Annotated in this window: 19 protein-coding genes, 1 tRNA gene and 2 pseudogenes; 9 read left to right on the top strand and 13 right to left on the bottom strand. The window is 57.5% G+C overall.

The annotated features are described in order from the left end of the window. Positions 1-1,851: 1,851 nt before the first annotated feature. Entirely contained in the window at positions 1,852-2,796 is a 945-nt protein-coding gene (locus tag QZ862_RS10165) for a hypothetical protein (RefSeq protein WP_296099547.1), read from the bottom strand. 710 nt (positions 2,797-3,506) lie between these two features. On the opposite strand from QZ862_RS10165, the gene QZ862_RS10160 reads away from it, so the two are divergent. Then, positions 3,507-4,472, top strand: a complete 966-nt coding sequence (locus tag QZ862_RS10160; RefSeq protein WP_296099545.1) for a LytTR family DNA-binding domain-containing protein — start codon at positions 3,507-3,509, stop codon at positions 4,470-4,472. A gap of 116 nt (positions 4,473-4,588) precedes the next feature. On the opposite strand, the gene QZ862_RS10155 is transcribed toward QZ862_RS10160, so the two are convergent. From QZ862_RS10155 to QZ862_RS10120, 8 genes and pseudogenes are all read right to left on the bottom strand, one after another. Continuing rightward, the gene (locus tag QZ862_RS10155) at positions 4,589-5,905 is read right to left on the bottom strand and encodes a diguanylate cyclase (protein WP_296099542.1); all 1,317 of its coding nucleotides are present in this window, start codon (positions 5,903-5,905) and stop codon (positions 4,589-4,591) included. Further along, on the bottom strand, positions 5,898-6,812 hold the full coding sequence (locus QZ862_RS10150) for a hypothetical protein (RefSeq protein WP_296099539.1): 915 nt from the start codon (positions 6,810-6,812) through the stop codon (positions 5,898-5,900). The genes QZ862_RS10155 and QZ862_RS10150 overlap by 8 nt, the downstream gene beginning before the upstream one ends. Further along, positions 6,809-7,795, bottom strand: a complete 987-nt coding sequence (locus QZ862_RS10145; protein WP_296099536.1) for an AraC family transcriptional regulator — start codon at positions 7,793-7,795, stop codon at positions 6,809-6,811. Before QZ862_RS10145 ends, QZ862_RS10150 begins: the two co-directional genes overlap by 4 nt. 209 nt (positions 7,796-8,004) lie before the next feature. Further along, a complete protein-coding gene (locus QZ862_RS10140) occupies positions 8,005-9,786 on the bottom strand; it encodes a PAS domain-containing methyl-accepting chemotaxis protein (protein ID WP_296099532.1) in 1,782 nt (593 codons plus the stop codon). 548 nt (positions 9,787-10,334) lie between these two features. Further along, a pseudogene (locus QZ862_RS10135) lies at positions 10,335-10,439 on the bottom strand (integrase); the annotation flags it as partial. 62 nt (positions 10,440-10,501) lie between these two features. Continuing rightward, positions 10,502-11,175 (bottom strand): annotated as a pseudogene (locus QZ862_RS10130) (IS6 family transposase); the annotation flags it as partial. 475 nt (positions 11,176-11,650) lie between these two features. Next, positions 11,651-12,655, bottom strand: a complete 1,005-nt coding sequence (locus QZ862_RS10125) for a substrate-binding domain-containing protein (protein WP_296099528.1) — start codon at positions 12,653-12,655, stop codon at positions 11,651-11,653. Between the two features lie 9 nt (positions 12,656-12,664). Further along, positions 12,665-14,020: an ROK family protein gene (locus QZ862_RS10120; protein WP_296099526.1), complete on the bottom strand. Its 1,356-nt coding sequence runs from the start codon at positions 14,018-14,020 to the stop codon at positions 12,665-12,667. A 191-nt stretch (positions 14,021-14,211) separates the two neighbouring features. On the opposite strand from QZ862_RS10120, the gene QZ862_RS10115 reads away from it, so the two are divergent. From QZ862_RS10115 to QZ862_RS10090, 6 genes are all read left to right on the top strand, one after another. Then, positions 14,212-15,039 carry a sugar phosphate isomerase/epimerase family protein gene (locus tag QZ862_RS10115; RefSeq protein ID WP_296099525.1) on the top strand — a complete coding sequence of 276 codons (828 nt, stop codon included), beginning with the start codon at positions 14,212-14,214 and terminating at the stop codon, positions 15,037-15,039. Positions 15,040-15,077: 38 nt separating this feature from the next. Beyond that, positions 15,078-16,199 carry a substrate-binding domain-containing protein gene (locus tag QZ862_RS10110; protein ID WP_296099524.1) on the top strand — a complete coding sequence of 374 codons (1,122 nt, stop codon included), beginning with the start codon at positions 15,078-15,080 and terminating at the stop codon, positions 16,197-16,199. A gap of 121 nt (positions 16,200-16,320) precedes the next feature. Beyond that, positions 16,321-17,487 carry a Gfo/Idh/MocA family oxidoreductase gene (locus QZ862_RS10105; protein WP_296099522.1) on the top strand — a complete coding sequence of 389 codons (1,167 nt, stop codon included), beginning with the start codon at positions 16,321-16,323 and terminating at the stop codon, positions 17,485-17,487. Next, positions 17,484-19,058 carry a sugar ABC transporter ATP-binding protein gene (locus QZ862_RS10100; RefSeq protein WP_296081329.1) on the top strand — a complete coding sequence of 525 codons (1,575 nt, stop codon included), beginning with the start codon at positions 17,484-17,486 and terminating at the stop codon, positions 19,056-19,058. The genes QZ862_RS10105 and QZ862_RS10100 overlap by 4 nt, the downstream gene beginning before the upstream one ends. After that, positions 19,051-19,992 carry an ABC transporter permease gene (locus QZ862_RS10095; RefSeq protein ID WP_296099521.1) on the top strand — a complete coding sequence of 314 codons (942 nt, stop codon included), beginning with the start codon at positions 19,051-19,053 and terminating at the stop codon, positions 19,990-19,992. The genes QZ862_RS10100 and QZ862_RS10095 overlap by 8 nt, the downstream gene beginning before the upstream one ends. Continuing rightward, positions 19,989-20,291, top strand: coding sequence for a putative quinol monooxygenase (locus QZ862_RS10090; RefSeq protein WP_296039264.1), 303 nt, complete (start codon positions 19,989-19,991; stop codon positions 20,289-20,291). Before QZ862_RS10095 ends, QZ862_RS10090 begins: the two co-directional genes overlap by 4 nt. Positions 20,292-20,325: 34 nt before the next feature. On the opposite strand, the gene QZ862_RS21320 is transcribed toward QZ862_RS10090, so the two are convergent. The 3 genes from QZ862_RS21320 to QZ862_RS10075 form a co-directional block, all read right to left on the bottom strand. Then, complete coding sequence (locus QZ862_RS21320) at positions 20,326-20,727, bottom strand: DUF6538 domain-containing protein (RefSeq protein WP_296076779.1); 402 nt, start codon at positions 20,725-20,727, stop codon at positions 20,326-20,328. A 158-nt stretch (positions 20,728-20,885) separates the two neighbouring features. After that, positions 20,886-20,959: transfer RNA gene (locus QZ862_RS10080), tRNA-Gln, on the bottom strand. Between the two features lie 109 nt (positions 20,960-21,068). Next, positions 21,069-21,506 (bottom strand): Lrp/AsnC family transcriptional regulator, encoded by a 438-nt coding sequence (locus QZ862_RS10075; protein ID WP_296039269.1) that lies wholly within the window; start codon positions 21,504-21,506, stop codon positions 21,069-21,071. A gap of 132 nt (positions 21,507-21,638) precedes the next feature. On the opposite strand from QZ862_RS10075, the gene rocF reads away from it, so the two are divergent. Together rocF and QZ862_RS10065 are read left to right on the top strand one after the other, a co-directional pair. Then, complete coding sequence (rocF, locus tag QZ862_RS10070) at positions 21,639-22,559, top strand: arginase (RefSeq protein ID WP_296099519.1); 921 nt, start codon at positions 21,639-21,641, stop codon at positions 22,557-22,559. A 13-nt stretch (positions 22,560-22,572) separates the two neighbouring features. After that, positions 22,573-23,661, top strand: coding sequence for an ornithine cyclodeaminase (locus tag QZ862_RS10065; protein ID WP_296099517.1), 1,089 nt, complete (start codon positions 22,573-22,575; stop codon positions 23,659-23,661). Here the strand turns inward: QZ862_RS10065 and QZ862_RS10060 are convergent. Continuing rightward, the gene (locus QZ862_RS10060) at positions 23,656-24,540 is read right to left on the bottom strand and encodes a DMT family transporter (protein WP_296099515.1); all 885 of its coding nucleotides are present in this window, start codon (positions 24,538-24,540) and stop codon (positions 23,656-23,658) included. The two genes, QZ862_RS10065 and QZ862_RS10060, sit on opposite strands and share 6 nt — an antisense overlap. Positions 24,541-24,660: the final 120 nt, after the last annotated feature.

Genomic DNA, 24,660 nt, shown 5'->3' with positions numbered 1-24,660 from the left:
GAACCATACCTGCGGTTCAGCCATAACGAAAGCCACTCGAGCAAGAAACCGTCACGGTTCCAGCGCCAGCAGCAGCTTGTCCGGCTCCGCCTTAGTGACTCCGAGTTCCACGCCTTGATTACCCCCTAGTCGCGCATCCGGTCCAGCGCCTGGATTTCGCCATGGCGTGCCTCTTCGAACCTGCCGAGCCAAAGCCTTTCGTTCACGGAAATAATGAAGACCGAGTGAAAGCCGGCTACCGGAACGGAAATGCATTAAAGCGCTCGGAATCCAGCGACGCTAGTAGGGATGTTTCCGCGCGAGGCTCAGATTTCCTACCTCGTGATGCACGCCCATGGCAAAATCCCCGCCTTCGCTTAAAGGGGCGGCTGCGGCACGCTAGTGCCTGGGCATCGCGGCGCCCATCACACCAAAAAGGGTATCCGGCCCGAATGCAAAACCAAGGAATTAAGGAGATTTAGTGAGAATTGGCTGGGGAGCGTGGGTTCTTACATGATTTCAAAAGCTTAGAAGAAGAGCATAAAAATCGCCTTTGTTTTCCCATTCCGAGCGACCGTGGATGCCACCTTTGTGCCCGGACGGCCCCTCCGCGCCAATAGGAGACATGAACTACTCTGAGGTTGGCGGCTGGAATGGGGCCGCATGCGAACTGTCAGGTTACAATTGCTGAATAGGACTAGCTGCCAGAATTCAACTCGCGTCGATCACCGTGAGCAAAAGTCAAAGCGAAGCGCAGCCAGAGACCACGCTCTCTACTTCCTGCTCAAACGGGTCTCGCAAAATCGGCTCGGGACCACCAGATACTATCCGTTTTCAGGCACCCATTGGGGGAACGCAGCCGCCACAGCGTCTGGTAGTCACGCATCAGATAGACTGGTCTCGCTATCGCTGTAACGGGGTGTCGCGTCTGACGAGTTATGATCACAATTGCGCTTTGCTGGACGAAGTCACCTGGCTTCCATCAAACTGCGGCCTCGAGCGGGCTGGACCGTGCAAGGGATGCCTGACGTGTGCGCCCGAGTGATACGGTAAAATTCCCAAGGGTACAGATCATGTACGGCGTTGCGTGAATATTCGCCAATTTCCCATCTCAGTCTTGAAACGTTTGATATGCCAAATTCGAGAGCAATCTGATTTATCGTGCGATATCCGCTTTCAAGCTCCTCAGTGATGTGTCTCAGCGTGACGTATTTACAGTAACTCCTGATTCCAATCGACATTTTGTCCTTGAATACGGCTTCAAGAGTTCGCAAACTTACATTGGTCACCGACGCAACTTCAACAACGCTTTTCACTAGCCCACGCCTCGAATAGATGTAGTCGAGCGCTAGACGTAGTGCGATCGGTGGCTGCTGGTCGGGCGAGAGGCTCAACTCTTGACTGTTGGTGCTGGGCCAAACATGCGCTACTAGCCGGGCGAGATTGTGGAGCATGGCGTCTGGAAGAAGGTCGCCGACCTTAGTACCCTCAAACTTTACAAGCAGCCTCCGAAGGATCGCTGCGACACGCACGACTGAGGCTGAGAGACAGGCAACATGCGGTTCGAAGACAACCGGCGAAAAGACCTTTCTATTGAGGATTTCCACGAAGATCCCTCTCATTCTATCGTGAGAGATTGTGAGATGGATTTGTGGGCCAATTGACCTAAATTCGATCCCGTCGCGCGCAAAGACGATCCGCGATGATGTTGACGCGCATTCCCAGTCCAGACCTTCGCGTAAAATGAAGACAAATTCCGTGCCTTCGTGAGAATGGTGAGCGCTGAAAGCCACATTCGAAGGCTTCGAATTCTGATGTATCCTTGTTGTAAAGTTCAACGAACCGCTCCCGAAACCATGATCCAGCCAGGCTTTATCGATCGCTGATGTTTCGTCCGTATCTAATCCTGTATTCCAGATTGAGCCTCCTGAAGGCACCTGCACCGACCCTGTTTCGTATGGCTTCGATGAACATCTGATCACCCGCTCTTTCCTCGACTGCTCTCAGTCGGGAGCGGGTCACGAACTCAGAGATCGATAGTGACGTGAATTGCCGAAACCCGTTCTGAAGCGTGCGGACGCTGACATTTCCGCTATTGGCAAGGGCAGACATACTGAATTGGGCGAAAGGGTCAGCATGGATCGTCCCGATCGCCGAACGAACATGGCGAGGCGCAACACTCGGTGGCCCATCGGTGTGATTGTGCCACAGACTGTTTGGCCAGACCGCCAAAAGGCATATTTCCAGCGCCTCAATCCTGTTGGCAAGAAGCGCTGACCCAAGGAGACCGGCTTCAACGTCCTGGAAGACTACCTCGATCAAACCAACGATGCAGTCCAGCATTTGCTCATCAAGTTTTGGGGTTTCCTCAAAATCTATTGGCGTTTTGAAAGCCTGACCGTGAATTGACTTGATGTGCCGGTAGAATCGGCGACTTGGAATACCGAGGTGTATCTGCCTCTTTCCAGCCGCAAGCTTCATCCCGCGGCAATGCGACCGAGGAAAGGCAACCGCGCCGTTGGTGCGCAGCGTCCGCCTTGACTTCAGTGAGACCTCAACTTGCCCATCTGATGGCAGGAGAAAGGCGATGACATCGTCCGACTGACGGATCGATACCCGCGTTTCATTAAGATGCGTGGCGCTCAACAGCTCACAGTCCTGCCATCGCAGATGCCTTACTTCGCTCAGCAGCGCCTGATCCTGGCCCTGGTGCTGGCTGAACCAGAATTGGCTCTGTCCACACATGTCGGCGATCTCTCTCGATGTCGCCTCGGCCATAGAGCAATACTGTAAATGGTCCAGACTTGTGTTGGTCATAGCTCGACGTCTCTGATGGCCGTTATCTGCTTACCGATGGCCGATCGGATCACCGCGAGAGGTCTTCAAAGTGATCAGTTGTTGCGCGCATCCCGGCTCAGGCGTCTCGGTCGCAGATCTCTAACGACACCATTGATCTCGATAGGCTGCGCCTATGCCAGCCAAATCTTTCAAATTGCGCTGTAAATTGGCGAACTGAAGAAGCCGGACATTTCGTCATGGACGAGTTGCTTACCAACCTCGATGACTTGGTGTCTCATGCAATTCGCGACCGATTGGATGCGCGCATCGCAACCTATCCAGGGCGGACGGTTGGGCCGGCGATACGGTCAGACATTCAAGCTGTGTATCCGAATTCGCCTCTTTGGAGACACACTTCGGTAGCGGACGACGAAAGGTAGCCTGTTGCCGTTTCAGTCACAGGGGCATCACCCTGCGGGTGCGGCTCTACAGGTGCAAGCACCCAGGGCACTAGCATTGCCTAGCGCGAAGGCTGGAAACTTCGGGTATTGGTCTATCTAGATGTATTGACGGAAGTCTTGCGATCGGAATACGTGCACGACCGAATGTCAAATCTTGCAAGCGCCCAATACAAGATAGGTTTAGTGCAGACGCGAAGCACCGATGCAATTCAGTGGTGTTTCGTCGATGCCCGTCAATCATCATGGCGCGAGAAACCGAAAACCAAACCACGCTGAAGCGACCAGGCGATGAACAAGAACAACCCGATCGACAGGTTTGATGTCACGCTGATCACGGGGAAATCAATCAGCATTTCTCGCCAGGAAGTGACGGGCGTCTTCCTACATCCATGGATCCTGCTGACATATTCTGGGCTGTCTCTGATGACGGTTGCGATGAACCAGCAGCCGTGGACACTGGGAATGCCCATGTGGCTGCGTACGGCAATTTACTTTTTGTCCAGCGTGGTTGGTCTGTTCGGGGCGTGGGCGACATTGATTGCCCTGGCATGGGCTGTCACACGGGGACTCGTTCACAAGGTTCACTCAATCATCTTTGACTTGACCGGCGCATTTATGAGCCTCTTCACCACATACTGGCTGGTGGCCGTAAATCGCCAGCGTCCTGATTTGTTTAGCGCCCCAAGTGCTTTTCTTTATGCCTTTTACATCGTCATTATTGTGCACGTCAGTATCTACCTGTGGAGCGTTGTCATTCCACGTATCCTTTTACAACTGCGTGCGCAGGACGACATACCTTCGTCAACGCAAATCAATGTTAAAAAAGAACCAGATGGTGCCGCTCAGGCAACGATGACCCCAGCGTCTCCTGTTTTGGCAGAACGTGTCATCGACCAACATCACACAGTGGTGATTGGCGGCACACGTATTCCAGCGTCCTTGATCCTGCATATACGCGCTGAAGGAAACTATGTCAGGATCTATACGGCCCAATCAACCTACTTTGAGGCCTTCACCATGAAGGGCGTACTGTCGCAGATGCCCGCTCAGCTGGGTTTACAAACTCACAGAAGCCATTGGGTATCCTATTCGGCAATTCAAAGTGTTGTAAACGACGGGCGCGGGCTCCGAGTATCGCTGACCTCCGGTGTCGAAGTGCCGGTGTCCAGAAGCAACCTAGATAAGGTCAGAACCCTTGCCATTCGCGGCGTAAGTAATGCTCAACTCTCACAAGTGCAACCGCCAAGTGTCTGAGGCCTGAGGCACGATCTGTCCGAGGTCCATACCCAGATGGGTCGCGCTGTTGCCCGGCGCCAGACCATAGATGGGGTTCGACGTCGTTCTCCACCGGCCTTGTGTATCTTGCTAGGCTAGGCCGGCGGGCTAAACAGAAGATTGCTGCAGATTTGGTTGCGTCCCTGTTTCTTCGCGAGATAGAGCATCTGGTCGGCCGCATTCAATTGGTTGTCGAGGCTTTCGCCGACCTCAATTTCCACGATCCCGGCGGAAGCTGTCACGGTGAACTCGCCCTTCGTGGACGTAAATCGAATTTCGCGAATTTCCGCCAGCATTTTTTCCAGGATCGCTATGCCCTGCGTCAGACTATGAGTGCGCATGAGTAACGCAAATTCTTCGCCTCCCAACCGCGACGTGACCACCTCCGCAGATTGGGAGATTTCCTGGAAGGTCGCAGCCAGGGTCTTCAAAACGATGTCGCCGATTTCGTGACCATAGTTATCATTGATTGATTTGAAGTGGTCGATGTCGATGATTGCGACCGTCCCAGTCGAGCCACCTTCTTGTGGACGAGACAGGCTTCGCAGATGAGCATCGGCCTGCTCAAAGAAGGCGCGACGATTATAGAGAGAGGTGAGCGGATCGCGCTCGGCCAGATATCTTAAACGCTTTAGCTGAAGCAGTGTCTCGACATTGTTGTCGATCCTGCACTGCAGCTCTTCGGGGAGAAATGGGCGGTATATGAAGTCGGACGCGCCGGCCTTGAGAAAGGAAGCTGACAGGTGCCGATCACCCGACGCAGAGACGCCGATGATCCGCATACGGTCTGATGTGAAGCGGCGCCGGATCTGCTTGGTGAGTTCGAAACCATCCATGTCAGGCATGAAATAGTCGGTCACGACGATCTCCACACCGGGGTTCTCAGCTAAAATCCGAAGCGCGTCGCGCCCGGTGCGTGCCGCAAATACCCGAAAGTTTTGCCGACGCAGAAAGGAAACCAGTTCCGACCGCGCGGCGGTCATGTCGTCTACAACGAGCGCCGAGGTGGAGCCGTTGGCGACGACCCGGCAGACAGTGGCCGCAACGCGGTCTACAGCTCCCGGGCTCTCTTTGACGATATAGTCGATAAGTCGACGAGAGGCATAGTTCAGCACTAGATCCTCGACGACCGAGGCGGAGAACAGAATTGTCGGGATCTTGTTTTCCGAGAGCAGATGAAGAATCTGTCCACTGGGTGCGTCCGGCAGGTTAAGCCCCGTCACTGCGACCGTAACCTGTGCCGCAGAAATCGTCGCCACAGCTTCAGCATAGGACTTGCACTCGATGACAGAGCAATCAAGCTTCTGAGATATCGAAAGGCGGAGCAAACGCGAGAGGGCTGCTGAGTCCTCAACCAAGAGCACGACTGGCTCCACCTTCGGCTCCCCATCATAGATCGGCAGATCATGCATTCGAGTTTCCTTTTGTCAGAGCTGATGAGGCACGAGCCTGAACCACGGGATCTTGTGGTGTCTTCCGGTTCGAAAGCGCTCGATAGAGATTTTGCGGCAGGATACCCGTCTTCGTTGCCCAGTCGCGTTTTGATAGCTCCTGACGGAGCCTCGAAACGTTGGAGAAGCGGTACACCGGCGCAAGGGAGGCGAAATCCGAATGCGTGATCGCCTGCTGCTCGTCTAGCAAACTCAATCGCATGATCTTGGCGTAGCGCGCGACACCAACGCCAACCCAGTGACTGAACAGCTTCTCGAGCGTTCGCAACCCCGTGCCGGAGTTGTTGGCCACCGACTTTGCGCTCTCGACGACGCCTCGCTTGGAAACAATATAAGCAAGCGCTTGCCTCAGTGCCTGTGGCGGCCGTCGAGCAGGCCCCAGCTCGATCTCAGCTGTTTCGCTGTTTGGCCAATAAAGGACGATGAGCCGAAGGACGCTCTCGAAGAAGAGCGATACCTCAATCTGGTGTCCGTCCACTCGACTTGAGGCTCGACGCGCGGCAAGATGAAGGATGTTGGCGACAGACTCCAAGACGAGATGCAAATCGTCAGGCTGATCCGAAAACTGCGGCGCGCTGAAGACCCTCCGCTGGAGCAAATCGGAAGCAGCAGACATCAGAGCCTCACATCTGACGTCGAAACAGATTTCGGCATCCTGGGGGAAGGTCGGATGGGGAGGCAGGATACAGGTCACGCAAGACAGCGAACTGTCACCGGTATCCGGCCTGCGAGCAGACCGAAAAAAGCGGAACCGAAGCCAGCCAGGTTCAGGGTGGCTGGCCGTTTCCGGCTCATCTGACTGAACCACATTGACCAAGTAAGGAAGCGAAATGGGGCGCGACACCGCCAATGACGGTCTGGACTTCATTCAACGTTTCCAACCGTGAGGCACGACCACTCAACGAGAGGTCGACCATTCATGTTCTCATATCGCTGATTGAGGTATCGAAGCCGGTCCAATCCAACTCTCGTTTTGAGTTTGGCGAGGTCGTCTTGATCGCTCGCGCACTGCTTTAGTTGCTGCATGCGTCGCTGCAGCACGAATTCTCGTGGCGTGCAGGACGCGAAAGCCTTGAACCCGTATTGGAGGGTCCGGATACTTACACCGCATTCGCGCGCAAGATCAAGAATTGCGAGGGGTCGGAACGGATCCGCAGCGATGATATCCATCGCCAGTTTCACCGACATCGGAAGAATTGTGTGGTTTTGGGATTTGACCAACTCGGCGTAATTGTGCGGCCAAAGGTACAGCACCGCTGCCTCAATCATGCCGCCTAGCGCAGAAAGTCGCTCTTCAAACGCGCCATTGTTGCCAGACACCGCAGCGAAGCTGGCGAACACCATGCTACCTAGGACATGCGACAGGTGGTTGACAGTAGGGCTTTGTTCAAAGGCCAAGGGTGTGTGGATCGCGCCGCCCCCTTTGAGTTTTAGATGCGCCATGAGCTTTTTGCGTGCAATGGAAATTCGAATATGGCGGCGGAGCGGGGTGAAGCGGATCCTGCGGCAGTCCTGGGCCGTAACGGCTGTCGGTCCGGTTCCAGCAACAACGCGACCGTATTTTTGATCAATTTCCATGCCGCCTCGAAGAGGCAAGTAAAAGACGAAGGCATCCTCAGGTCTGTCAAAGCCGAGATCCACGTGCTGTAGATAGTCTGCCTGCAGATATTCGAGGCCGTCGAAATCAAGCCAGATAAAATCTTTCACTTCAGAGGATGCTGTATCTCCTGCGAAAACCGAACAATTGCATCGTTTGAAATCATCGAGCTGACAAAGGTCACTGACCATAGCTGATTGCAAACTGATGAAACTGTATTTCATTGTCTTGGTCATTGTGCTCACGACGCTCATAGGAACGCGCCACGCCGGCATGTGGCATTACAGGGATTTCGTAAGGGACTTTGTGCACGCTGCGGCGAAGACAGCACATGCGTGCATCGTGATGGGAGGAACGCGCCCCACGCGCCCGAACACATGCCGATTGGCTGTGCTCGGTCCGACGCGGATCAAGATTGACGGAACTGAATCAGGCTGGTGGCTCTGACACGATTGCGCGATGATCAAAAATCTTCCCAAGCCTCGGCGGCGAGTGCATTACCTCCGGAGAATGTACGAACAAGCTTCGGACCACGTCGCCTCGTTTCTCCGATCTTGGGTTGATTTGTACGCTGCACAGCAGGGACGGCGCGATCGCGAGAGCGAACGCCGTCATCAAGCCGGAACTTGCTCAGCTGCTGGAACAACTCCTCGGCCTCTTTGGCGAGCGAATGCGATGCCGCAGAAGTCTCTTCGACCATGGCAGCATTCTGCTGTGTACCCTGATCGATTGTGTTTACTGCCGTGTTGATCTCCTGCAAACCCGTCGCCTGCTCGCGTGAGGCTTCAACGATCGCTGCTACGTTTGAGTCGACCTGCACGACCTGCGTAACGATTTCCGACAGAGCCTTGCCTGTATTGTTCACGTAGGCCACACCATGATTGACATGTTCGTTGGATGCCATAATCAGGCCTTTGATTTCCTTGGCAGCCTTGGCGGAACGCTGCGCAAGTTCGCGCACTTCCTGTGCGACCACCGCAAAGCCCTTGCCGGCCTCACCGGCCCGGGCAGCCTCGACGCCTGCGTTCAGTGCCAAGAGGTTGGTCTGAAATGCGATCTCGTCAATCACGCCGATGATGCTTGCAATCTCGCTGGCGGAACTTTCAATTCGCCCCATAGCGTCAATGGCCTGACCGACAACGACGCCGGAACGCTCAGCATTCTCCTTCGTCAACCGGGCGAGAGTGCCAGCTTCGTGGGCACGCTGGCTGGAATCGGTGACAGTGGTCGTAATCTCCTCAAGCGCGGCGGCCGTCTCTTCGACAGAGGCTGCCTGCTGTTCTGTACGCCGGTAAAGGTCATCGGAAGCATTCCTGATCTGCTGAGAGGCTGCCGCGATCGCCGAGGCGTTCTCAGCAATTGCAGACATGGAGTCATGCAGTTTGCGGGTCACGAGATTGAAGTCTGTCCGCAATGGTTCAAGGGCCCGGATGAAGGGCGTGCCCAGGCGTTGCGTCAAATCTCCGACGGAGAGCTGCCTAAGGGCCTGCGCCAGGGCTTCAACGTCTTGTACACGCTGGGAGACGTCAGTCGCAAACTTTACGACCTTGTAGACACTGCCTGAAGCGTCAAAGATCGGGTTATAGGTCGCCTGAATATAGACCTTTCTACCGTTCTTTCCGATCCGCAGAAATTCGTCTGAAATATAGCTGCCTTGCGCCAGTCGGCTCCAAAAGTTGCGATAGTCCTCGCTTTCGACGTAGCTTGCTTGGCAGAACATCGAGTGGTGGCGTCCCCTGATCTCCTCAATTGTGTACCCCATGGCGTCGAGAAAATTCCGGTTGGCATCCAAAATCTCGCCGAGCGGGGTAAACTCAATCACCGCCTGGGCGCGGTCGATCGCATTGATTTTGCCGGCATGGTCGGCCGAGCGAAGCTGACGCTCGGTTACGTCGGTCGCAACCTTGACCACTTTGACGGGCCGACCAGAGCGCATGATCGGATTGTAGGATGCTTCAATCCATACCTCGCGGCCGTTCTTTGCAACACGCTTGTAGAGACGATGGTCAAACTCGCCTCTGTTGAGTTTGGCCCAGAAATCCCGATATTCCGGAGAAAGGGCCTCAGCCTGATCAATGAACATGCTATGATGTGAGCCGACAATTTCGTGCGGCTTGTAGCCCATAAGCCCGCAGAAATTTTCATTTGCCTGCAGAACAACACCGTCCATTCCGAACTCAATGATGGCCAGCGACTTATTGACCGCTGTCCAGACAAGCTGCGAAGTAGAATTGAAGATTTGCATGGTCAGACCCTTTCCGAGACGAGACAATCAAAACCCTGCCGATATTTGCAGGCTGTACTCCACGGATTGGCCGGGTGACTTTAATTTTAGTAAATATGAAGAAATCTGTTGCGCTTGTGCTGAGTTCTGAGAATTTTCTTCGCAAATTGTATGAAGCTTAAGGCTCGCTGGCCACCATCGTCCGAACCATCTTCGAGCCAGGCAATGATTGGCTAAGAAGCGCTTACGAGGACGGTAGGCGGATCGAGGTGGTGTAGCGCGTCGGTTCAATTTACGCTGCCGCTAAGGGTAAACCACTACCGTGCTCATAACTGGCCTCTTCAAACGCATCTGGGTTACGGTTTGTCCACCGAAGCATTGGATTGCAGCTTTGGGCATTTTGCGACGAGGCCTTAGAGAGGCTGCCGCGCATTCGTGATCCATGTCCGCCTTCCGGTATCTCACGCGGCGACCTCTAGGTCTGAGAAGAACGCGCGAAGCGGATAGAGTCTTTCGAGAGGCTCACGCGAGAGTCGGGCGTGGCCAACAACGTGCAGAGCCGTCCCCCTTTAAATTTCCGTCCGTTCGGCCAGTGCTAGTGCATCCTCAATGTCGACGCCGAGATACCTAACTCTGTTCTCGATCTTGGTGTAACCAAGCAGAATCTGGATGGCATCGTAATCCTAACCGCAACAAGGGCAGGCCATTGCACCGGCCTATTTCTCCGATCATGCTCGGCGATCTTCGCCCACAGGTTCATCGCCACTGAACGCAATTCGCGATGATGACCGGAGGAGATCTCGTGGCGGGGGATGTGGAACAGCTTGGCGATGGGATCGTGGATACAGACGAAACGCTGGAGGTGTCGCCTTGACTTGAAGCGTTTCATAATCCGAGCCCGCCGCCGGATTGGCTGATGGGAATGCTCTGCCCGATTGTTCAAGCCCTCGCGAGAGCGATGTTCAACACCTGGCATGATCTTGCGCTTTGCGGCGTCTTAGGACCGGAGCCTATCGGTAATCATCACCCGCGGCGCGCCCCCTGGCTCTTCGACAGCTTGCGCATCTGGCGCCTGGACGCCTTCGCATTTAGGCGGCTGTTCACCAGAACCTCGAGCACGAAGCCGTCCTGATCGCCAGCACGCCAGAGCCAGCGCTTCTTGCCACGGATCGAAACGACTGCCTCATCGAGATGCCACTTGTCGCTGAGCCGACCAACTGAACGGCGACGGATTTCGCTGGCGAAGTCCCGCCCGAATTTCTCTTCCCACAGCCAGACTGTTTGATGCGAGACAATGATCCCTCGTGCCGCAAGCATGTCCTCGACCATTCGTAGGCTGAGAGGAAAACCGAAGTAAGAGCCAGACAGCGTGCGCTATGATCTCGACGGGAAGCGATGGCGGCGGTACAGCGAGTCACGGTCTATCAAGCCCTGTCATCTCACAGCCATGGCCAGGCTCGTTTAGTTGACGATGCCATCAGGTCGCCAATGATGCCAAAACGATATCCGGCACGACTGGAAAATCAAGGAATTAAGGGCTTTTCGGGAGAATTGGCTGGGGAACCTGGATTCTCACATGATTTCAATAGCTTAGTGGGTTAGTCTTGAAATTCCCTGTGTTTTCCCCGTCGCGAGCGACCATGGATATCTCATTTGTGCCCTGGCTTTGGGCCTCAGTCAACAGGGCGCTAAAGCGGCAATTATTTCCGGATCGATGCGCTGAACTTTACGCGCAAAAGGGTGGGATATCACGCAGCGCACCGAAGTTGTGCGTGTGGCGGCACGGAGCCCATCGCATGAGACCAATCCGGGTTCTGGTCTCATCAGTCCAATTTTTGGACCGACGAAGGATCGCCTCGCAACAAAATCGTCAGATGAGCCAAACTCAGCGGAGAAGTTTCTGCTGCCTCAAGACTTCTCGAGGCGCCGGAGACCGCCAGATCGTCTGGAACGATTCCACCACATTTGTGGCAGTTACCGCAACGCCGGGCAGGGCTACCCAGGCTGGCGTAAGGCGACTGAGGAGAGCGGTTACCGTTGTCGAGGCGGCCGTCTGCCCCTGCCGGAATGGCTGCTGGGCGGCAATTGTTACAATTGGCCCGCCGCCCGAGAGGCTGATGGCCGCCTCCTTGCCGAGGTCGACTGTGGCGATCGGAACAGACAGGCCAGCGGAGACGAGAGCGGCCGCCGCCGCGATGGCCGGCGTATCCCAGACCACGAACAGCCCTTTTAGGTCCGGAAGCTTTTTTGCTAACGCCGAAGCCGTCGCGCCCGCCTCCGTGAGGGAAGGGAATCGGGCGACATGCAGGCGGTGGCGCGGTCGGTTGATACGCATCCATTTCACAAAGGCGATCTCGCGCTCGTTGGTCGCGAAGAAATCCGATTCGTATCCGAGCACACCGACCTCGGCTTCCTCGCCGAGATGGGGCGCGAGACCTTCTGCTGCCATCTTGCCGAGACCGAAGTTGTCTGCTGAAATCAGCGATACGTAATCCTTGCCCGGCAGTAGACCAGTCGGGACATTATCAAGCAGCACGAGCTTGATTCCGGCGGCGGAAACGCGCGCATGGGCCGTGGCGACCTTGGCATTGGCGACCGGGAGCGAAATGATGGCGTCCGGTGCTTCGCGGATCAGACGGTCCAGCGCCTCGATCTGCACCTCGGGCGTGAAACCGCAGTCGACGACATCGATAACTGCCACACCGCAGTCGCCGAGCGTTCCGACGATACCGGCCAGTTGCTGCTTGGCCCAGTCGCTCGCCAGCGTATGCAGGACGATGGCAATGCGTAAGCCCGCAGCCCGTGCCCGTGCCTTGTCCTCAGGAAGAAGCAAGACCCGCTCTGGTGCGGATGCGCGTTCGCCATGGGGACCAAGTCCTTCAATCACCATCGACACGCCTCAAGTTTTGGGCGGCGGCATGACCGCTGCAACGGCTGCGGTCTGCGCCTCTAATCGGCCGCGAACGGCCTCGAATTGTGGATGCGCCTGCGGGCGCCCTGCCATAATCCAGTCACGGAGAACGGCTGGCGAGAACAGGCTTTCCGTCGCCACGATAGCAGCCCCGACGAGGCCGGAGGAACTGCCCATCTGTGAGCGGATGATCTGTAGGTCGCGACTGACCAACGGGTGGGATGCGCCATAGATGGCCTCGCGAGCGGCTGCCAGCAGGATATCGTTGCTCTGAGCGATCGACCCGGAGAGCACGATCAGTTCCGGGTTCAGCATGTTTGCAAGCGTCGCCACGACCTGGCCGATCATACGCCCGCTTTGCGAGAGGATATCGATGGCCGCCGCGTCGCCCATATGCGCCGCCTGCGCCACTTCGACCGCCGTGATCTCGGCGCCGCGCCGGGCATGCTCGGCGAGGATCGGGCTCAAGCCCTTCTCCGCCTGTAACCGGCCGTCACGAATTATTGCCTCCGAGCCGGCCATGGTCTCCAGCGTACCGTGCCTCTCACCCGAACTCACCGGCACGGAGCCGATCAAGCCGACCGCGCCTTGTGCGCCCCGGAACAGCGCACCGTCGCTGACCAGCCCAGCGCCGATACGTTTACCGATCTTGACGAACAGCATCGCCCGGTGGCCGACGCCAGCGCCGGAGTGAAATTCACCCATGGTCATGGTCTCGACGCTGGACCGCAGCCAGACGGGAACGTCGAATCCCTCGACCAGTTTCTCGACCAGCGGAAAGCTCTCCCATCCCGGCAGCACCGGGGGTGTGCCAGTCTGAAAAAAGCTTTCGCCAGCGTCGGTCACGACGCCAGGCACCGAGATGGAAATGCCCCATAGCTCGCCGGCGTCCGGCTGCATATCGAGGATCCAGCGAAACAGCATGGTGAGCCGGTCGAGCAGCGTAGAGACAGGTTGCGTCAGGTCCGCTGCCTCGTGATGTTCCATCCTCAGATGGCCACCGAGATCGGCAAGGCCGACGCCAAGTGCAGTCTGGTCGAGGGTGGCGACGAGGATGCTGCCGCGATTTGCGGAGAACCGCACGAGCCGCGGCGCCCGACCGCCTGTAGCCGTCCCAAGCTCGCTCTCATCAACGAGCCGAAGTTCGGCGAGCGTCCCCAGGCGATCTGCCACCACGGCGCGGCCGAGTTCGCTTTCACGCTCCAGTTCCTGACGGGTCGTAGCCTTTTCCGTGCGCACTAGGTTAAGAATTTCCACAAGGCTGGGCGCAGCCGTTTCCGCCGTGCGCGGACGCCCCTTTCGTCGCGTGTGCATATCGGCGTCCATCTTCGCCGTAGCAGGCATATCTATTCCTTTCACCCCCCGAACCAAGCGGATAACCCTTGATAAATCCTCACCTTGAGACGTGCAACAACAAACTTTTGTATTAAAACAGCATAAGTTTGCCGATAAATGCATTTTAAATGTTGACATAAGTGGTTTAAAGGCGCACTCAAACCGATATAAGGTGGAAATGTCTTGAGGAGGAGATGACCATGGAGCGTTGCAAGCTGGCTTATCATGCCAATTGCTGGGGGGAGCTCGGCGGAAGTGCCGTTGGCGTCACCTCGATTACACAGCTCTCTTACCGGACCTTCGGTGACATGAGGCGTGCCTTCGCCGATATTGCAGCGGCAGGATATGAAGGCGTGGAGCTTTTCGATGGCAACCTGCTCGATTTCTCCACGGCGGATATGCGTGCCCTGCTGTCCGACAATGGTTTGAGCATTGTCGCCGCATATGCTGGCGGAAACTTCATCTTCGACGATATCCTTCCGGAGGAGTTGGCCCGCGTGACGCGCGCTGCGGAACGGGCCGCCGAACTCGGTGCTCCGCATCTCGTTGTCGGCGGCGGCGCAAAGCGTTTCGACGGAACGCGGGAGGCGGATTTTCACAAGCTCGCGGCAGCGCTTGATCGGGTAGGGGAAATTGCGAGCGCACACGGTTTGCGCGGCCATTATCATCCCCACCTCTCCACAATCGTGGAGGGACCGGAGGAGGTCGCAAAGATCTTCGGCCTGACGTGTATCGATTTCTGCCCGGACACGGCGCATCTCGCAGCAGCAGGCGGCGATCCTGCGCAGCTTATACGCGATCATGCGTCCCGTATTTCCTATGTCCACCTCAAGGGCCTGCAGCGCGAGCCGTTTGCCTTCACGCCTCTTGATCGTGGTGACGTACCGACCGACGGCATTATTGCCGCCTTGCGCGAGATCGGCTTTGCCGGCTGGATCTGCGCGGAACTCGATGCCTGGACCGATCCGCTGGAGGGCGCTCGTGCCAGTATGACTTATCTGAAATCGGCCGATCTCAAGACGGATTGAAGGCCACCGGGGCTGTGCCCCATCCACGGGAGGAAACCATGATTACCAGACGCATTCTTTTGTGCTCCGCGGCCATCGCGGCAGTGCTGTCCATCGCGGCCCCGACATTTGCCGCCGATCCCGATACCGCGCTCGCCAAGCTGCAGGAATCGGTGCTGTCGAAGGGACCGTCGGGTGAAGACCCGTCGCCCGCCTCCGGCGTCTCGCTGACCGCCGAGGAACTTGCCAAGGTCAAGGCAATGGGTGCCACGGCTGCCATCGTCATGCATTACGGCGGCAATGACTGGTCTCGCGCGCAGATCAACGGCTTGCAGACGCAGTTCGCGGCCATGGGCATCAAGGTCATTGCGGTCACGGATGCCGGCTTCAAGCCCGAAAAGCAGGTGGCCGACCTCGAAACCATCATGGCGCAGAAGCCGAATATCATCGTTTCCATCCCAACCGATCCGACTTCGACGGCCTCGGCCTACAAGGCCGCAGCGGACGCTGGCACCAAGCTGGTGTTCATGGATAATGTGCCTGCCGGCTTCAAGGCTGGCAAGGATTATGTCTCCGTCGTCTCCGCCGACAATTACGGTAATGGCGTTGCTTCCGCCCATCTGATGGCAAAGGCACTCGGTGGAAAGGGCGATATCGGCCTGGTGTTCCACGCTGCGGATTTCTTCGTTACCAAGCAGCGCTATGACGCCTTCAAGAAAACCATCGCGTCGGACTATCCCGATATCAAGATCGTAGCCGAGCAGGGCATCGGCGGCCCGGATTTCTCCGGTGACGCAGAAAAGGCCGCCGGCGCAATTCTGACGTCCAACCCGAACGTCAAGGGCATCTGGGCGGTCTGGGACGTGCCCGCCGAAGGCGTCATCGCCGCAGCGCGAAATGCCGGCCGAGACGACCTGATCATCACCACGATCGACCTCGGCGAAAACGTGGCGATCTCGATGGCGCAGAACAGTTTCGTCAAGGGCCTCGGCGCCCAGCGGCCCTATGATGCGGGCGTCGTGGAAGCCAAGCTTGCCGGCTATGCCCTTCTGGGCAAGACAGCCCCAGCCTTCGTCGCCCTGCCGGCTCTGCCTGTCACCCGCGACAGCCTGCTAGATGCGTGGAAGACGGTCTATTCGACCGAAGCGACCGCCAACGTCAAGTCCAGCCTCGGCAACTAAATCGCTTATAGCGCGCGGTGCGGAAAAACCGCGCCGCGCCAGGAGAGCCCCGGTAAGGCGATCGCTGATCCTGCCGGCATGTTGAGCAGCGTGTGGCTGCACCAAATTAGGAGATACCTCGATGACGAAAGTGATGAACGTCGCCATGATTGGCGGCGGCTTCATGGGCAAGGCGCATGCCATGGCCTATGCCGCTATGCCGATGTTCTTTTGGCCGGCTCCGGCGATCCCGCACCGCAAGGTGGTAGTGGATGTGACGGACGGCATGGCCGAGGAAGCCCGCCAACGCTTCGGTTTCGAGGAAGCTTCCTCGGATTGGCGCGCCACGGTCAACCGGCCGGATGTTGACGTTGTCGATATCTGCACGCCGAACAATGTCCATGCTGAGATCGCCATAGAGGCGGCAAAGGCCGGCAAGCATATCATCTGCGAGAAGCCGTTGGCTCGCACCGTGGAAGAAGCCCGCGCCATGGCCGAAGCGGTCAAACAAGCCGGCGTGATCAACATGGTGGCCTTCAACTACCGTCGCACCCCAGCCGTTGCTCTGGCGAAGAAGTACATCGATGAGGGTCGGATCGGTCGCATCCTCAATTTCCGTGGCACCTATCTGCAGGACTGGTCGGCGGATCCGGATTCACCGCTTTCCTGGCGCTTCCAGAAGAAGATCGCAGGCTCGGGCGCGGTCGGCGATATCGGCACCCATGTGGTCGATCTCGCGCACTATCTGGCAGGGCCGATTGCGGAGGTCATCGCGCTGACCACGACCTACAACAAGACCCGTCCGCTTCAACAGGGCGGTATCGACAAACTTGGTGCGGCGGAAAAAGCGGCCGACGCTGAACGTGGCGACGTGGATGTGGACGACGAAGTCGTATCCATGCTGAAATTTGCCAATGGTGCGATCGGTAGCCTTGAGGCGACCCGCAATGCCTATGGGCGCAACAATTTCATCACGCTCGAAATCCACGGTACAAAGGGCTCGATTCACTTCAACTACGAACGCCGTGACGAGTTGCAGGTCATGTTTGCGGACGACCCGGCTGATGCGCGCGGCTTCCGCACCGTGTATACCGGCCCGGCGCACCCCTATGGTGGCGGTCTCTGGCCGATCCCGGGACTTGGCATCGGATATTCGGAAACGAAGATCGTCGAGTGCTACGACTTCTTCCAGGCGATCGCGAAGGGCAAGCAGCCGAGCCCCAATTTTGAAGACGGCCTGCTGACCGAACTTGTCGCGGATGCTTTTATCCGCTCCGGTGAGTCGGGTGTATGGGAGAAGGTGGGATGAACGACAGCGCCGCAGCCGTTCGGATGACAGGCATTTCGAAATCCTTCGGGGGCGTCCGCGCCCTTGAAGGCGTCGATCTCGAGGTGTTGCCCGGCGAGGTTCATGCCCTGTTGGGCGGCAACGGCGCTGGCAAATCCACGATCCTGAAGATACTGAACGGGGTTCATCGGCCTGATCAGGGCACGGTCGTCGTCGCCGGACGCGCATTGACGGCTCACACGCCGGAAGAATCACGTGACGCCGGCATTGCCATGAACTACCAGGAAATGAGCCTTATCCCGACGCTGACGGTGGCGCAGAACGTGTTCCTGACGCGTGAAAGCCGCACCGGCACCGGATTGATCAACGATGCGGACGCGGAGCGCCGCGCCGCTGAACTTTTTGCGCGGCTTGAGGTCTCGGTCGATCCCCGCGCCCTGGTCGGCGATCTCGGTGCCGGCCAGAAGCAGTTGACCGAGATCGCCAAGGCGATTTCGCAGGATGCGAAGGTTCTCGTTTTGGACGAGCCCTCGACGGCGCTCGCGGTCTCCGACGTCGAACGCCTCTTCGTCTTCCTTCAAAAGCTGAAGGCCGAGGGTGTCGCAATCATCTATGTCAGCCACCGCATGGACGAGATCGCCCGCATCGCCGACCGCGCCACCATTCTGCGTGACGGCCGGCACGTCGTCACCGCGCCGCTTTCCGAACTGCCGATCGACACCATGATCGAGCATATCGTCGGCAAGCGCTCGAAAGGACTTTCGGACGTCGTGCGCGGCTCTTCCGTCAGGGGAAAGGTCTTGCTGGAGGTCAGCAATCTGAGCGGTGCGCACAAGCCTGAGCATGTGTCCTTCGCGCTCCACGCCGGCGAAGTCCTCGGCCTGGCCGGGCTTCTGGGTTCTGGACGGTCTTCGCTTGCGCGGCTGCTCGCCGGTATCGATCCTGCTGCAAGCGGCACGATCAGCATCAAGGGCAGGGAGGTCTCGATCCGTAAGCCCGGCGATGCGATCGACAACGGCGTGGCGCTGGTTCCAGAGGCGCGGGCCACCCAGGGCATTATTCCTGCGCATTCGGTGGCATCGAACATGGTGCTCGCGGTCATCGAACGGCTGTCGCGTGCCGGTGTGGTCGACCGCAAGGCCGTGGTCGACCTCACGGACAGGCAGATTGCGCGGCTTTCGATCAAAACGGCGAGCCGCGACCACGCGGTGGCCACGCTATCCGGCGGCAACCAGCAGAAGGTGGTGATCGGCAAGTGGCTGGCCACAGATCCCGACATACTCATTCTCGACGAACCGACAGCCGGAATCGACATAGGCTCGAAGTCGGAGATCATTCGTCTGGTGCGGGATCTTGCCGCCTCCGGCAAGGCCATCATCATGATCTCCTCGGAGCTTTCGGAACTGTTGACCGCTTGCGACCGCATTCTCGTCATGGCGGATGGACGCGTTCACTCGGACCTTCCCCGCGAGGCTTTCGACGATCCGGCAGTGGCGGTGGACGACCCGGCGCATCGCCTGCAGGCAGCGGAGCAAAAGCTCCAGACCGAAATACAGCGGGCGCTCGCAGCCCAGGAGACGATCAATGCTTAAGGCTTTCGCCGCCAACTGGCGCCAGAACATCATTTATATCGGCTTCATCGCCATCTTTGTCGTGTTCGCGGTGACGCTGAACGACAAGGGCTTCCTGACAGCCAACAATCTGCTCAACATCGTGCGCCAGACGGCGATGATCGCTGTCATGGCAATAGCCATCACCTTCGTGCTGTCGGCGGGCGAGATCGATCTCTCGGTCGGCGCGGTGGCAGGCCTGACGACGGTGACCGTCGCCATGGCGATAGCCGTCGGCGGACCTTTTGCAGGCGTGCTGGCAGGGATTGCCACAGGTCTAGCGGTCGGGTCCTTCAACGGCTGGCTGACCACGCGCGTCGGCATTCCATCCTTTCTCACGACGCTGGCGATGATGGGCATCGCCAAGGGCGTCGCCATGTGGATTTCCGCGACCGCTGCGGTTCCGATCCTTTCGCCCGGCTATTCGTGGCTGTTCGGCGGTGGCAATCTTGGTCGGATTCCCGTGCTGCTGGTGTGGATGCTCATGCTTGGCGTCATCGGCCATATGGTGCTGCGGCGCACAGGATTTGGTCGCCGTGTGCTCGCGACCGGCGGCGGCGAAACCGCTGCACGCTATTCCGGTATCGATACCCGCAACATCAAATTCAAGGTTCTGGTAATGTCGTCCTGTGCGGCGGCTCTGGCAGGCATGCTGTATGCAGGGCGTCTGCAATCAGGCCGCTTCCAGCTTGGCGAGGGTGACGAACTCTCGGTCATCGCAGCGGCGGTGCTTGGCGGCACCAGCCTGTTCGGCGGGAAGGGTACCGTGGTCGGTACCATCGTCGGGGCCTTGATGATCGGGCTTATCAACAACGGCCTCATTCTGATGGGTCTGGAATTCAGCCAGCAGTTGATCGCCCGCGGCGGCATCATCATCCTGGCCGTCGCCCTCAGCCAGAAGAAGACAGCATCATGACCGTCACCATTATCGGAACAGTAAAGGCCCGTCCCGAATACCGCGATGAACTACAGGCCATCCTCAGTAATCAGGTAGCTCCGACGCGGGCGGAAGTTGGCTGCATCAACTATGATTTCCATGTGGACGCGGCCGATGACTGTGTCTTCGTTTTCTACGAGAACTGGAGGAGCCAGGAAGACCTCGACCAGCACATGAAAATGCCGCATCTTGTGCCGCTTCTATCGCAGATAGACAGACTGCTGGCAAAGCCGGTCGAAATCCGACACCTGCGGATGATCGGCAACCCGGCCACATGAGCGAGCATTCAGGGCACCGGCCTCCTTGATTAGGCTAAAAGCAGCCTGGTTCTCTTGGCCCGAACTTCGCGACGAGCTGACAGGCCCAACCGGCCTCGAGATCAAGTTCCATCTCCTCGACATCCCCGCCACGGCCGTTGCGCCTGGCAAGCATATTGATCTCGTCGAGTCGCTCGAGTTCCTTGTCGCGCTCATGCTCGAACAGTTTCTGAAGCTGTTGCTTGGACATCATTTCCTTCGAGTTCAACTTCAATTCGGCCAGTCGCGTGTTGAGCTTCCGGCCAATCATCTGAGCCTTTCTATGGTCGGAACAATGAAGGCTGAGTGAAAGGCGGCTACCGGGACCGCAGTTGATGAGAGCGGCCGGGACGCGTGGCCGCCAATAAAAGATGTTTCCGCGGCGGATCAGATTCTCGACTTCGTGGCGGACGGCCATGACGAATGCCCTGTCTTTTCCCGGAAGCTCGTCCATCGCGTCTGTTTCGCGTGGGCATCACCTCTGGGCACCAGTTCTGGGCATCAGGTCGCCATTGATGCCAAAACGATATCCGGCACGACTGGAAAATCAAGGAATTAAGACATTTTAGGGAGAATTGGCTGGGGAACCTGGATTCGAACCAAGATCGACGGAGTCAGAGTCCGCTGTTCTACCATTGAACTATTCCCCAACTTCGAAGAGCGCCGGGCGCTTTCGTTTGGTGGGTCGTCATATAGATGATTTGGTTCGCTATGCAAGCCGAAAAATGCATTTTTCCCAAAGCTTATTCTTCGGCCGTATCAAAGTCTCGCTTTCGTGGACCTTTGTGTCGAAAGGATCAGGCTGGTCTCGCTGCCGGTGATGCCGGGAACAAGGCGTATGCGGCGCAGCACAGCGTCGAATTCGCTTAGCGTTGCCGCGCTCAGTTCGACGATCAGATCCCATCGCCCGTTGGTGGAATGGATTTCGGAAACCTCTGAGATGCCGCCAAGGGCGCGGATGACGCGGTCGGTGACGTGTCCTTCGATCTCGATCATCATGATGCCGCGCACGGCATTCTCTACTGCATCCGCCCGAAGGATCACGGTGTAGCCGATGATCGCGCCGTTTTGCTCCAGCTTTTCCATTCTAGCGCGGATGGTGGCGCGCGAAGCGCCGGTTTCAACCGCAAGGTCCGATATACTCCGTCTGCCGTTGTGGCGCAGAAGGGTGATGAGCTTTTCGTCGAGATGATCCATACGGATAGCCTTATATGGCAGGTTCATTGAACATAATGGTAAGCCAATTGGAGAAATTTGCCAATCAGTGCTGTTCATTCTGCCACCTTGATGTGGTGTCATGTCTCAAGGTTTGGAAAGCTGGAGATAGCGATGAACTGCAAGTTGATCGGAGTGCCTCTGCAGATTGGTGCAGGGCAGTTGGGATGCGAGATGGGACCGAGTGCTCTGCGCATTGCCGGCTTGAAAGCCGCGCTTGAAGAGCTAGGGCATCATGTTGCCGATCTTGGCAATGTGGCGCCCGCACCCTTGCGCGATCTTCAGCATCCGAACGCGGCCGTACATCATTTGTCTGAGACAGTCGCCTGGAGCGAAACGCTGATTGAAGCCGCCTATCGGGAAAGCGCGGACGCCATGCCGATTTTCCTTGGCGGCGACCACGCGCTTTCTGCCGGCACGGTTGCCGGGCTATCGCGCCGGTCTACCGAGCAAGGACGTCCGCTCTTCGTTCTTTGGCTGGATGCGCATACCGATTTTCATACGCTTGAAACGACACGTAGCGGTAATCTGCATGGCACACCTGTCGCCTATTACACCGGCAGAACTGGTTTTGAAGGGTATTTCCCGCCGCTCACACACCCCGTCGATCCGGGCAATGTCTGCATGATCGGAATTCGAAGCGTCGATCCGGCCGAGCGCGCGGCGCTCAAGGATTCCGGTGTTACAGTGCATGACATGCGCATGATCGACGAGCATGGCGTGGCGGTCCTGCTCAGAGATTTCCTTGCCAGGGTCGAGGCTGCCAACGGGATGCTGCATGTCAGCTTCGATGTCGATTTTCTCGATCCGTCGATTGCGCCAGCAGTTGGCACCACGGTGCCCGGCGGGGCGACCTTCCGCGAGGCGCATCTGGTGATGGAGATGCTGCACGATAGCGGTCTCGTCAGCAGCCTCGATCTCGTCGAGCTCAACCCGTTTCTGGATGAGCGTGGGCGCACCGCAACCCTTATGGTGGATTTGACCGCAAGCCTGATGGGCAAGCGTGTTCTCGATCGGCCCACGCGTGCGGGGTGAGGAGGAAAGGATCATGACCGCTATGGCAAAACTCAACGTCGTTCCTTTCGTCAGCGTCGACCATATGATGAGGCTGGTGCTGAAAGTGGGTATCGATACCTTCCTGCGTGAACTCGCGGACGTCATCGAAGAGGATTTTCTGCGATGGGAGAGCTTCGACAAGACACCACGTGTTGCCTCTCACTCACGCGAGGGCGTGATCGAGCTTATGCCGACGAGTGACGGCACGCTTTACGGCTTCAAATACGTGAACGGCCATCCGAAGAACGCCCGTGAGGGTCGCCAGACGGTTACGGCTTTCGGCGTTCTTTCCGATGTCGGCAACGGCTACCCGATGCTCCTGTCCGAGATGACGATCCTGACAGCGCTTAGAACGGCTGCCACCTCGGCGGTTGCCGCAAGGCATCTGGCAAGAGCGGATGCGCGGTCCATGGCCATCATCGGCAATGGTGCACAGAGCGAGTTTCAGGCGCGCGCGTTCAAGGCAATTCTCGGTATAGATCATTTGCGACTTTATGACATCGACCTCTATGCCAGCCGCAAATGCGAGGCCAATCTACGCGGGTTGGGCTTCTCGATCACGATCTGTGACAGTGCCGAGCAGGCTGTCGAGGGCGCCGATATTATCACCACGGTTACCGCAGATAAGCAGTATGCCACGATCTTGACGGATAACATGGTCGGCCCGGGGGTTCACATCAACGCAATTGGGGGCGATTGTCCCGGCAAGACGGAATTACACCGCGATATTCTGCTGCGCTCGGATATCTTCGTCGAGTATCCGCCGCAGACTCGCATCGAGGGCGAAATCCAGCAACTGGACGTGGATCATCCGGTCGTTGAACTGTGGCAGGTTATGGGGGGCAGGACTGCCGGTCGCACAGATGAGCGACAGATCACGCTTTTCGATAGTGTCGGCTTTGCCATCGAGGACTTTTCAGCGCTGCGCTATGTGCGCTCCAAACTGATGGAAACCGGCCTGTTCGATGAACTGGACCTTCTCGCCGATCCGGACGAGCCGCGCGATCTTTATGGCATGCTGCTTCGATGCGAAGCGGCGATGTCCGTCACTGATACGAACAAGCAGGCCGCACTGTCATAGTCCTTGAAGTCGGCGTTTTCTGGCGGTGAGTTGCTCGCGCCAGATGGTGAAGAGACCGGCTGCGATAACGATGAAGGCCCCGATGACCATATGAGCGGTCAACACCTCGCCATAGATCGTAACGCCGACGATGGAGACCAGAACAAGCTGATAGTAGGAGAAGGGCTGCACCGTTGCCGCATTGGCCACTTCGAAGGCTCGGATCAGCAAGTAGTGGCCGCTCATGCCAGTGATACAGAGTGCAAGCATCCAAAGCCAGTCATGCGGCGCCATATTGACCCAATAGAACGGGCCAACGAAGGTCAGCGCTACCGCGCCGGCGACGCCTGTGTAAAAGAAGCTGGTCATCGACGTATCGTCGCGGCTGGCAAGCCGGGTCAGGACACTGTAGAGCGCCAGCATGAACGCGGCGACAAAGGTCAAGAGCAGCGTCAGGTCGATGCCGGTTTCGCCGGGATTGATGATGATCAAAACACCGGCAAAGCCGACGAGGATGGCACACCATCGTCGCCACCCCACTTTTTCGCCCAACATCGGCACCGATAGTGCCGCGACGATCAGAGGAATGCAGGCAAAGATCGAATGGGTGTGGGCAAGGCCCACCAGCTTGAACGAAAATATCGAAAGAACGATCTGGGCGGCCAGCAGCACACCCCGGCTGATCTGCAACCAAAGCCGTTTGGACTGAATGGTCGCCTTCAGCCCGTCGCGAGAGCGTGCGGCGAGGATGACGGCAAAGACCGCAAACGCCCAGTATCGCACCATCACGACGAAGACGGGCGGATAGTACTGGCCGAGATGTTTGGAAATGCCATCCTGCACGGCAAATATTGTGAATGCCCCAAGGGCGTAAAGAAGTCCGGTGGATTGGCTGGGCATCGCTCTCTCTCGGCATATCGGCGGGAGGGAGGACATGCCGATAGTCTGATCACCGAACAATCTAACGAAAAATGACGGGGCGGAAAGGTCCGATTGAATCTCTTCCGTTCCCTCGCTCCT

Origin of the sequence: uncultured Agrobacterium sp., assembly GCA_913777615.1 — a bacterium.
In the GTDB taxonomy this organism is placed as follows: Bacteria; Pseudomonadota; Alphaproteobacteria; order Rhizobiales; family Rhizobiaceae; genus Agrobacterium.
This window is presented reverse-complemented; position numbering and strand designations above follow the sequence as displayed.

Coding starts and splice junctions, on each gene's coding strand:
- QZ862_RS10165 (WP_296099547.1), bottom strand. CDS start 2,796: ATGACCAACACAAGTCTGGACCATTTACAGTATTGCTCTATGGCCGAG.
- QZ862_RS10160 (WP_296099545.1), top strand. CDS start 3,507: ATGAACAAGAACAACCCGATCGACAGGTTTGATGTCACGCTGATCACG.
- QZ862_RS10155 (WP_296099542.1), bottom strand. CDS start 5,905: ATGCATGATCTGCCGATCTATGATGGGGAGCCGAAGGTGGAGCCAGTC.
- QZ862_RS10150 (WP_296099539.1), bottom strand. CDS start 6,812: ATGAAGTCCAGACCGTCATTGGCGGTGTCGCGCCCCATTTCGCTTCCT.
- QZ862_RS10145 (WP_296099536.1), bottom strand. CDS start 7,795: ATGAGCGTCGTGAGCACAATGACCAAGACAATGAAATACAGTTTCATC.
- QZ862_RS10140 (WP_296099532.1), bottom strand. CDS start 9,786: ATGCAAATCTTCAATTCTACTTCGCAGCTTGTCTGGACAGCGGTCAAT.
- QZ862_RS10125 (WP_296099528.1), bottom strand. CDS start 12,655: ATGGTGATTGAAGGACTTGGTCCCCATGGCGAACGCGCATCCGCACCA.
- QZ862_RS10120 (WP_296099526.1), bottom strand. CDS start 14,020: ATGCCTGCTACGGCGAAGATGGACGCCGATATGCACACGCGACGAAAG.
- QZ862_RS10115 (WP_296099525.1), top strand. CDS start 14,212: ATGGAGCGTTGCAAGCTGGCTTATCATGCCAATTGCTGGGGGGAGCTC.
- QZ862_RS10110 (WP_296099524.1), top strand. CDS start 15,078: ATGATTACCAGACGCATTCTTTTGTGCTCCGCGGCCATCGCGGCAGTG.
- QZ862_RS10105 (WP_296099522.1), top strand. CDS start 16,321: ATGACGAAAGTGATGAACGTCGCCATGATTGGCGGCGGCTTCATGGGC.
- QZ862_RS10100 (WP_296081329.1), top strand. CDS start 17,484: ATGAACGACAGCGCCGCAGCCGTTCGGATGACAGGCATTTCGAAATCC.
- QZ862_RS10095 (WP_296099521.1), top strand. CDS start 19,051: ATGCTTAAGGCTTTCGCCGCCAACTGGCGCCAGAACATCATTTATATC.
- QZ862_RS10090 (WP_296039264.1), top strand. CDS start 19,989: ATGACCGTCACCATTATCGGAACAGTAAAGGCCCGTCCCGAATACCGC.
- QZ862_RS21320 (WP_296076779.1), bottom strand. CDS start 20,727: ATGGCCGTCCGCCACGAAGTCGAGAATCTGATCCGCCGCGGAAACATC.
- QZ862_RS10075 (WP_296039269.1), bottom strand. CDS start 21,506: ATGGATCATCTCGACGAAAAGCTCATCACCCTTCTGCGCCACAACGGC.
- rocF (WP_296099519.1), top strand. CDS start 21,639: ATGAACTGCAAGTTGATCGGAGTGCCTCTGCAGATTGGTGCAGGGCAG.
- QZ862_RS10065 (WP_296099517.1), top strand. CDS start 22,573: ATGACCGCTATGGCAAAACTCAACGTCGTTCCTTTCGTCAGCGTCGAC.
- QZ862_RS10060 (WP_296099515.1), bottom strand. CDS start 24,540: ATGCCCAGCCAATCCACCGGACTTCTTTACGCCCTTGGGGCATTCACA.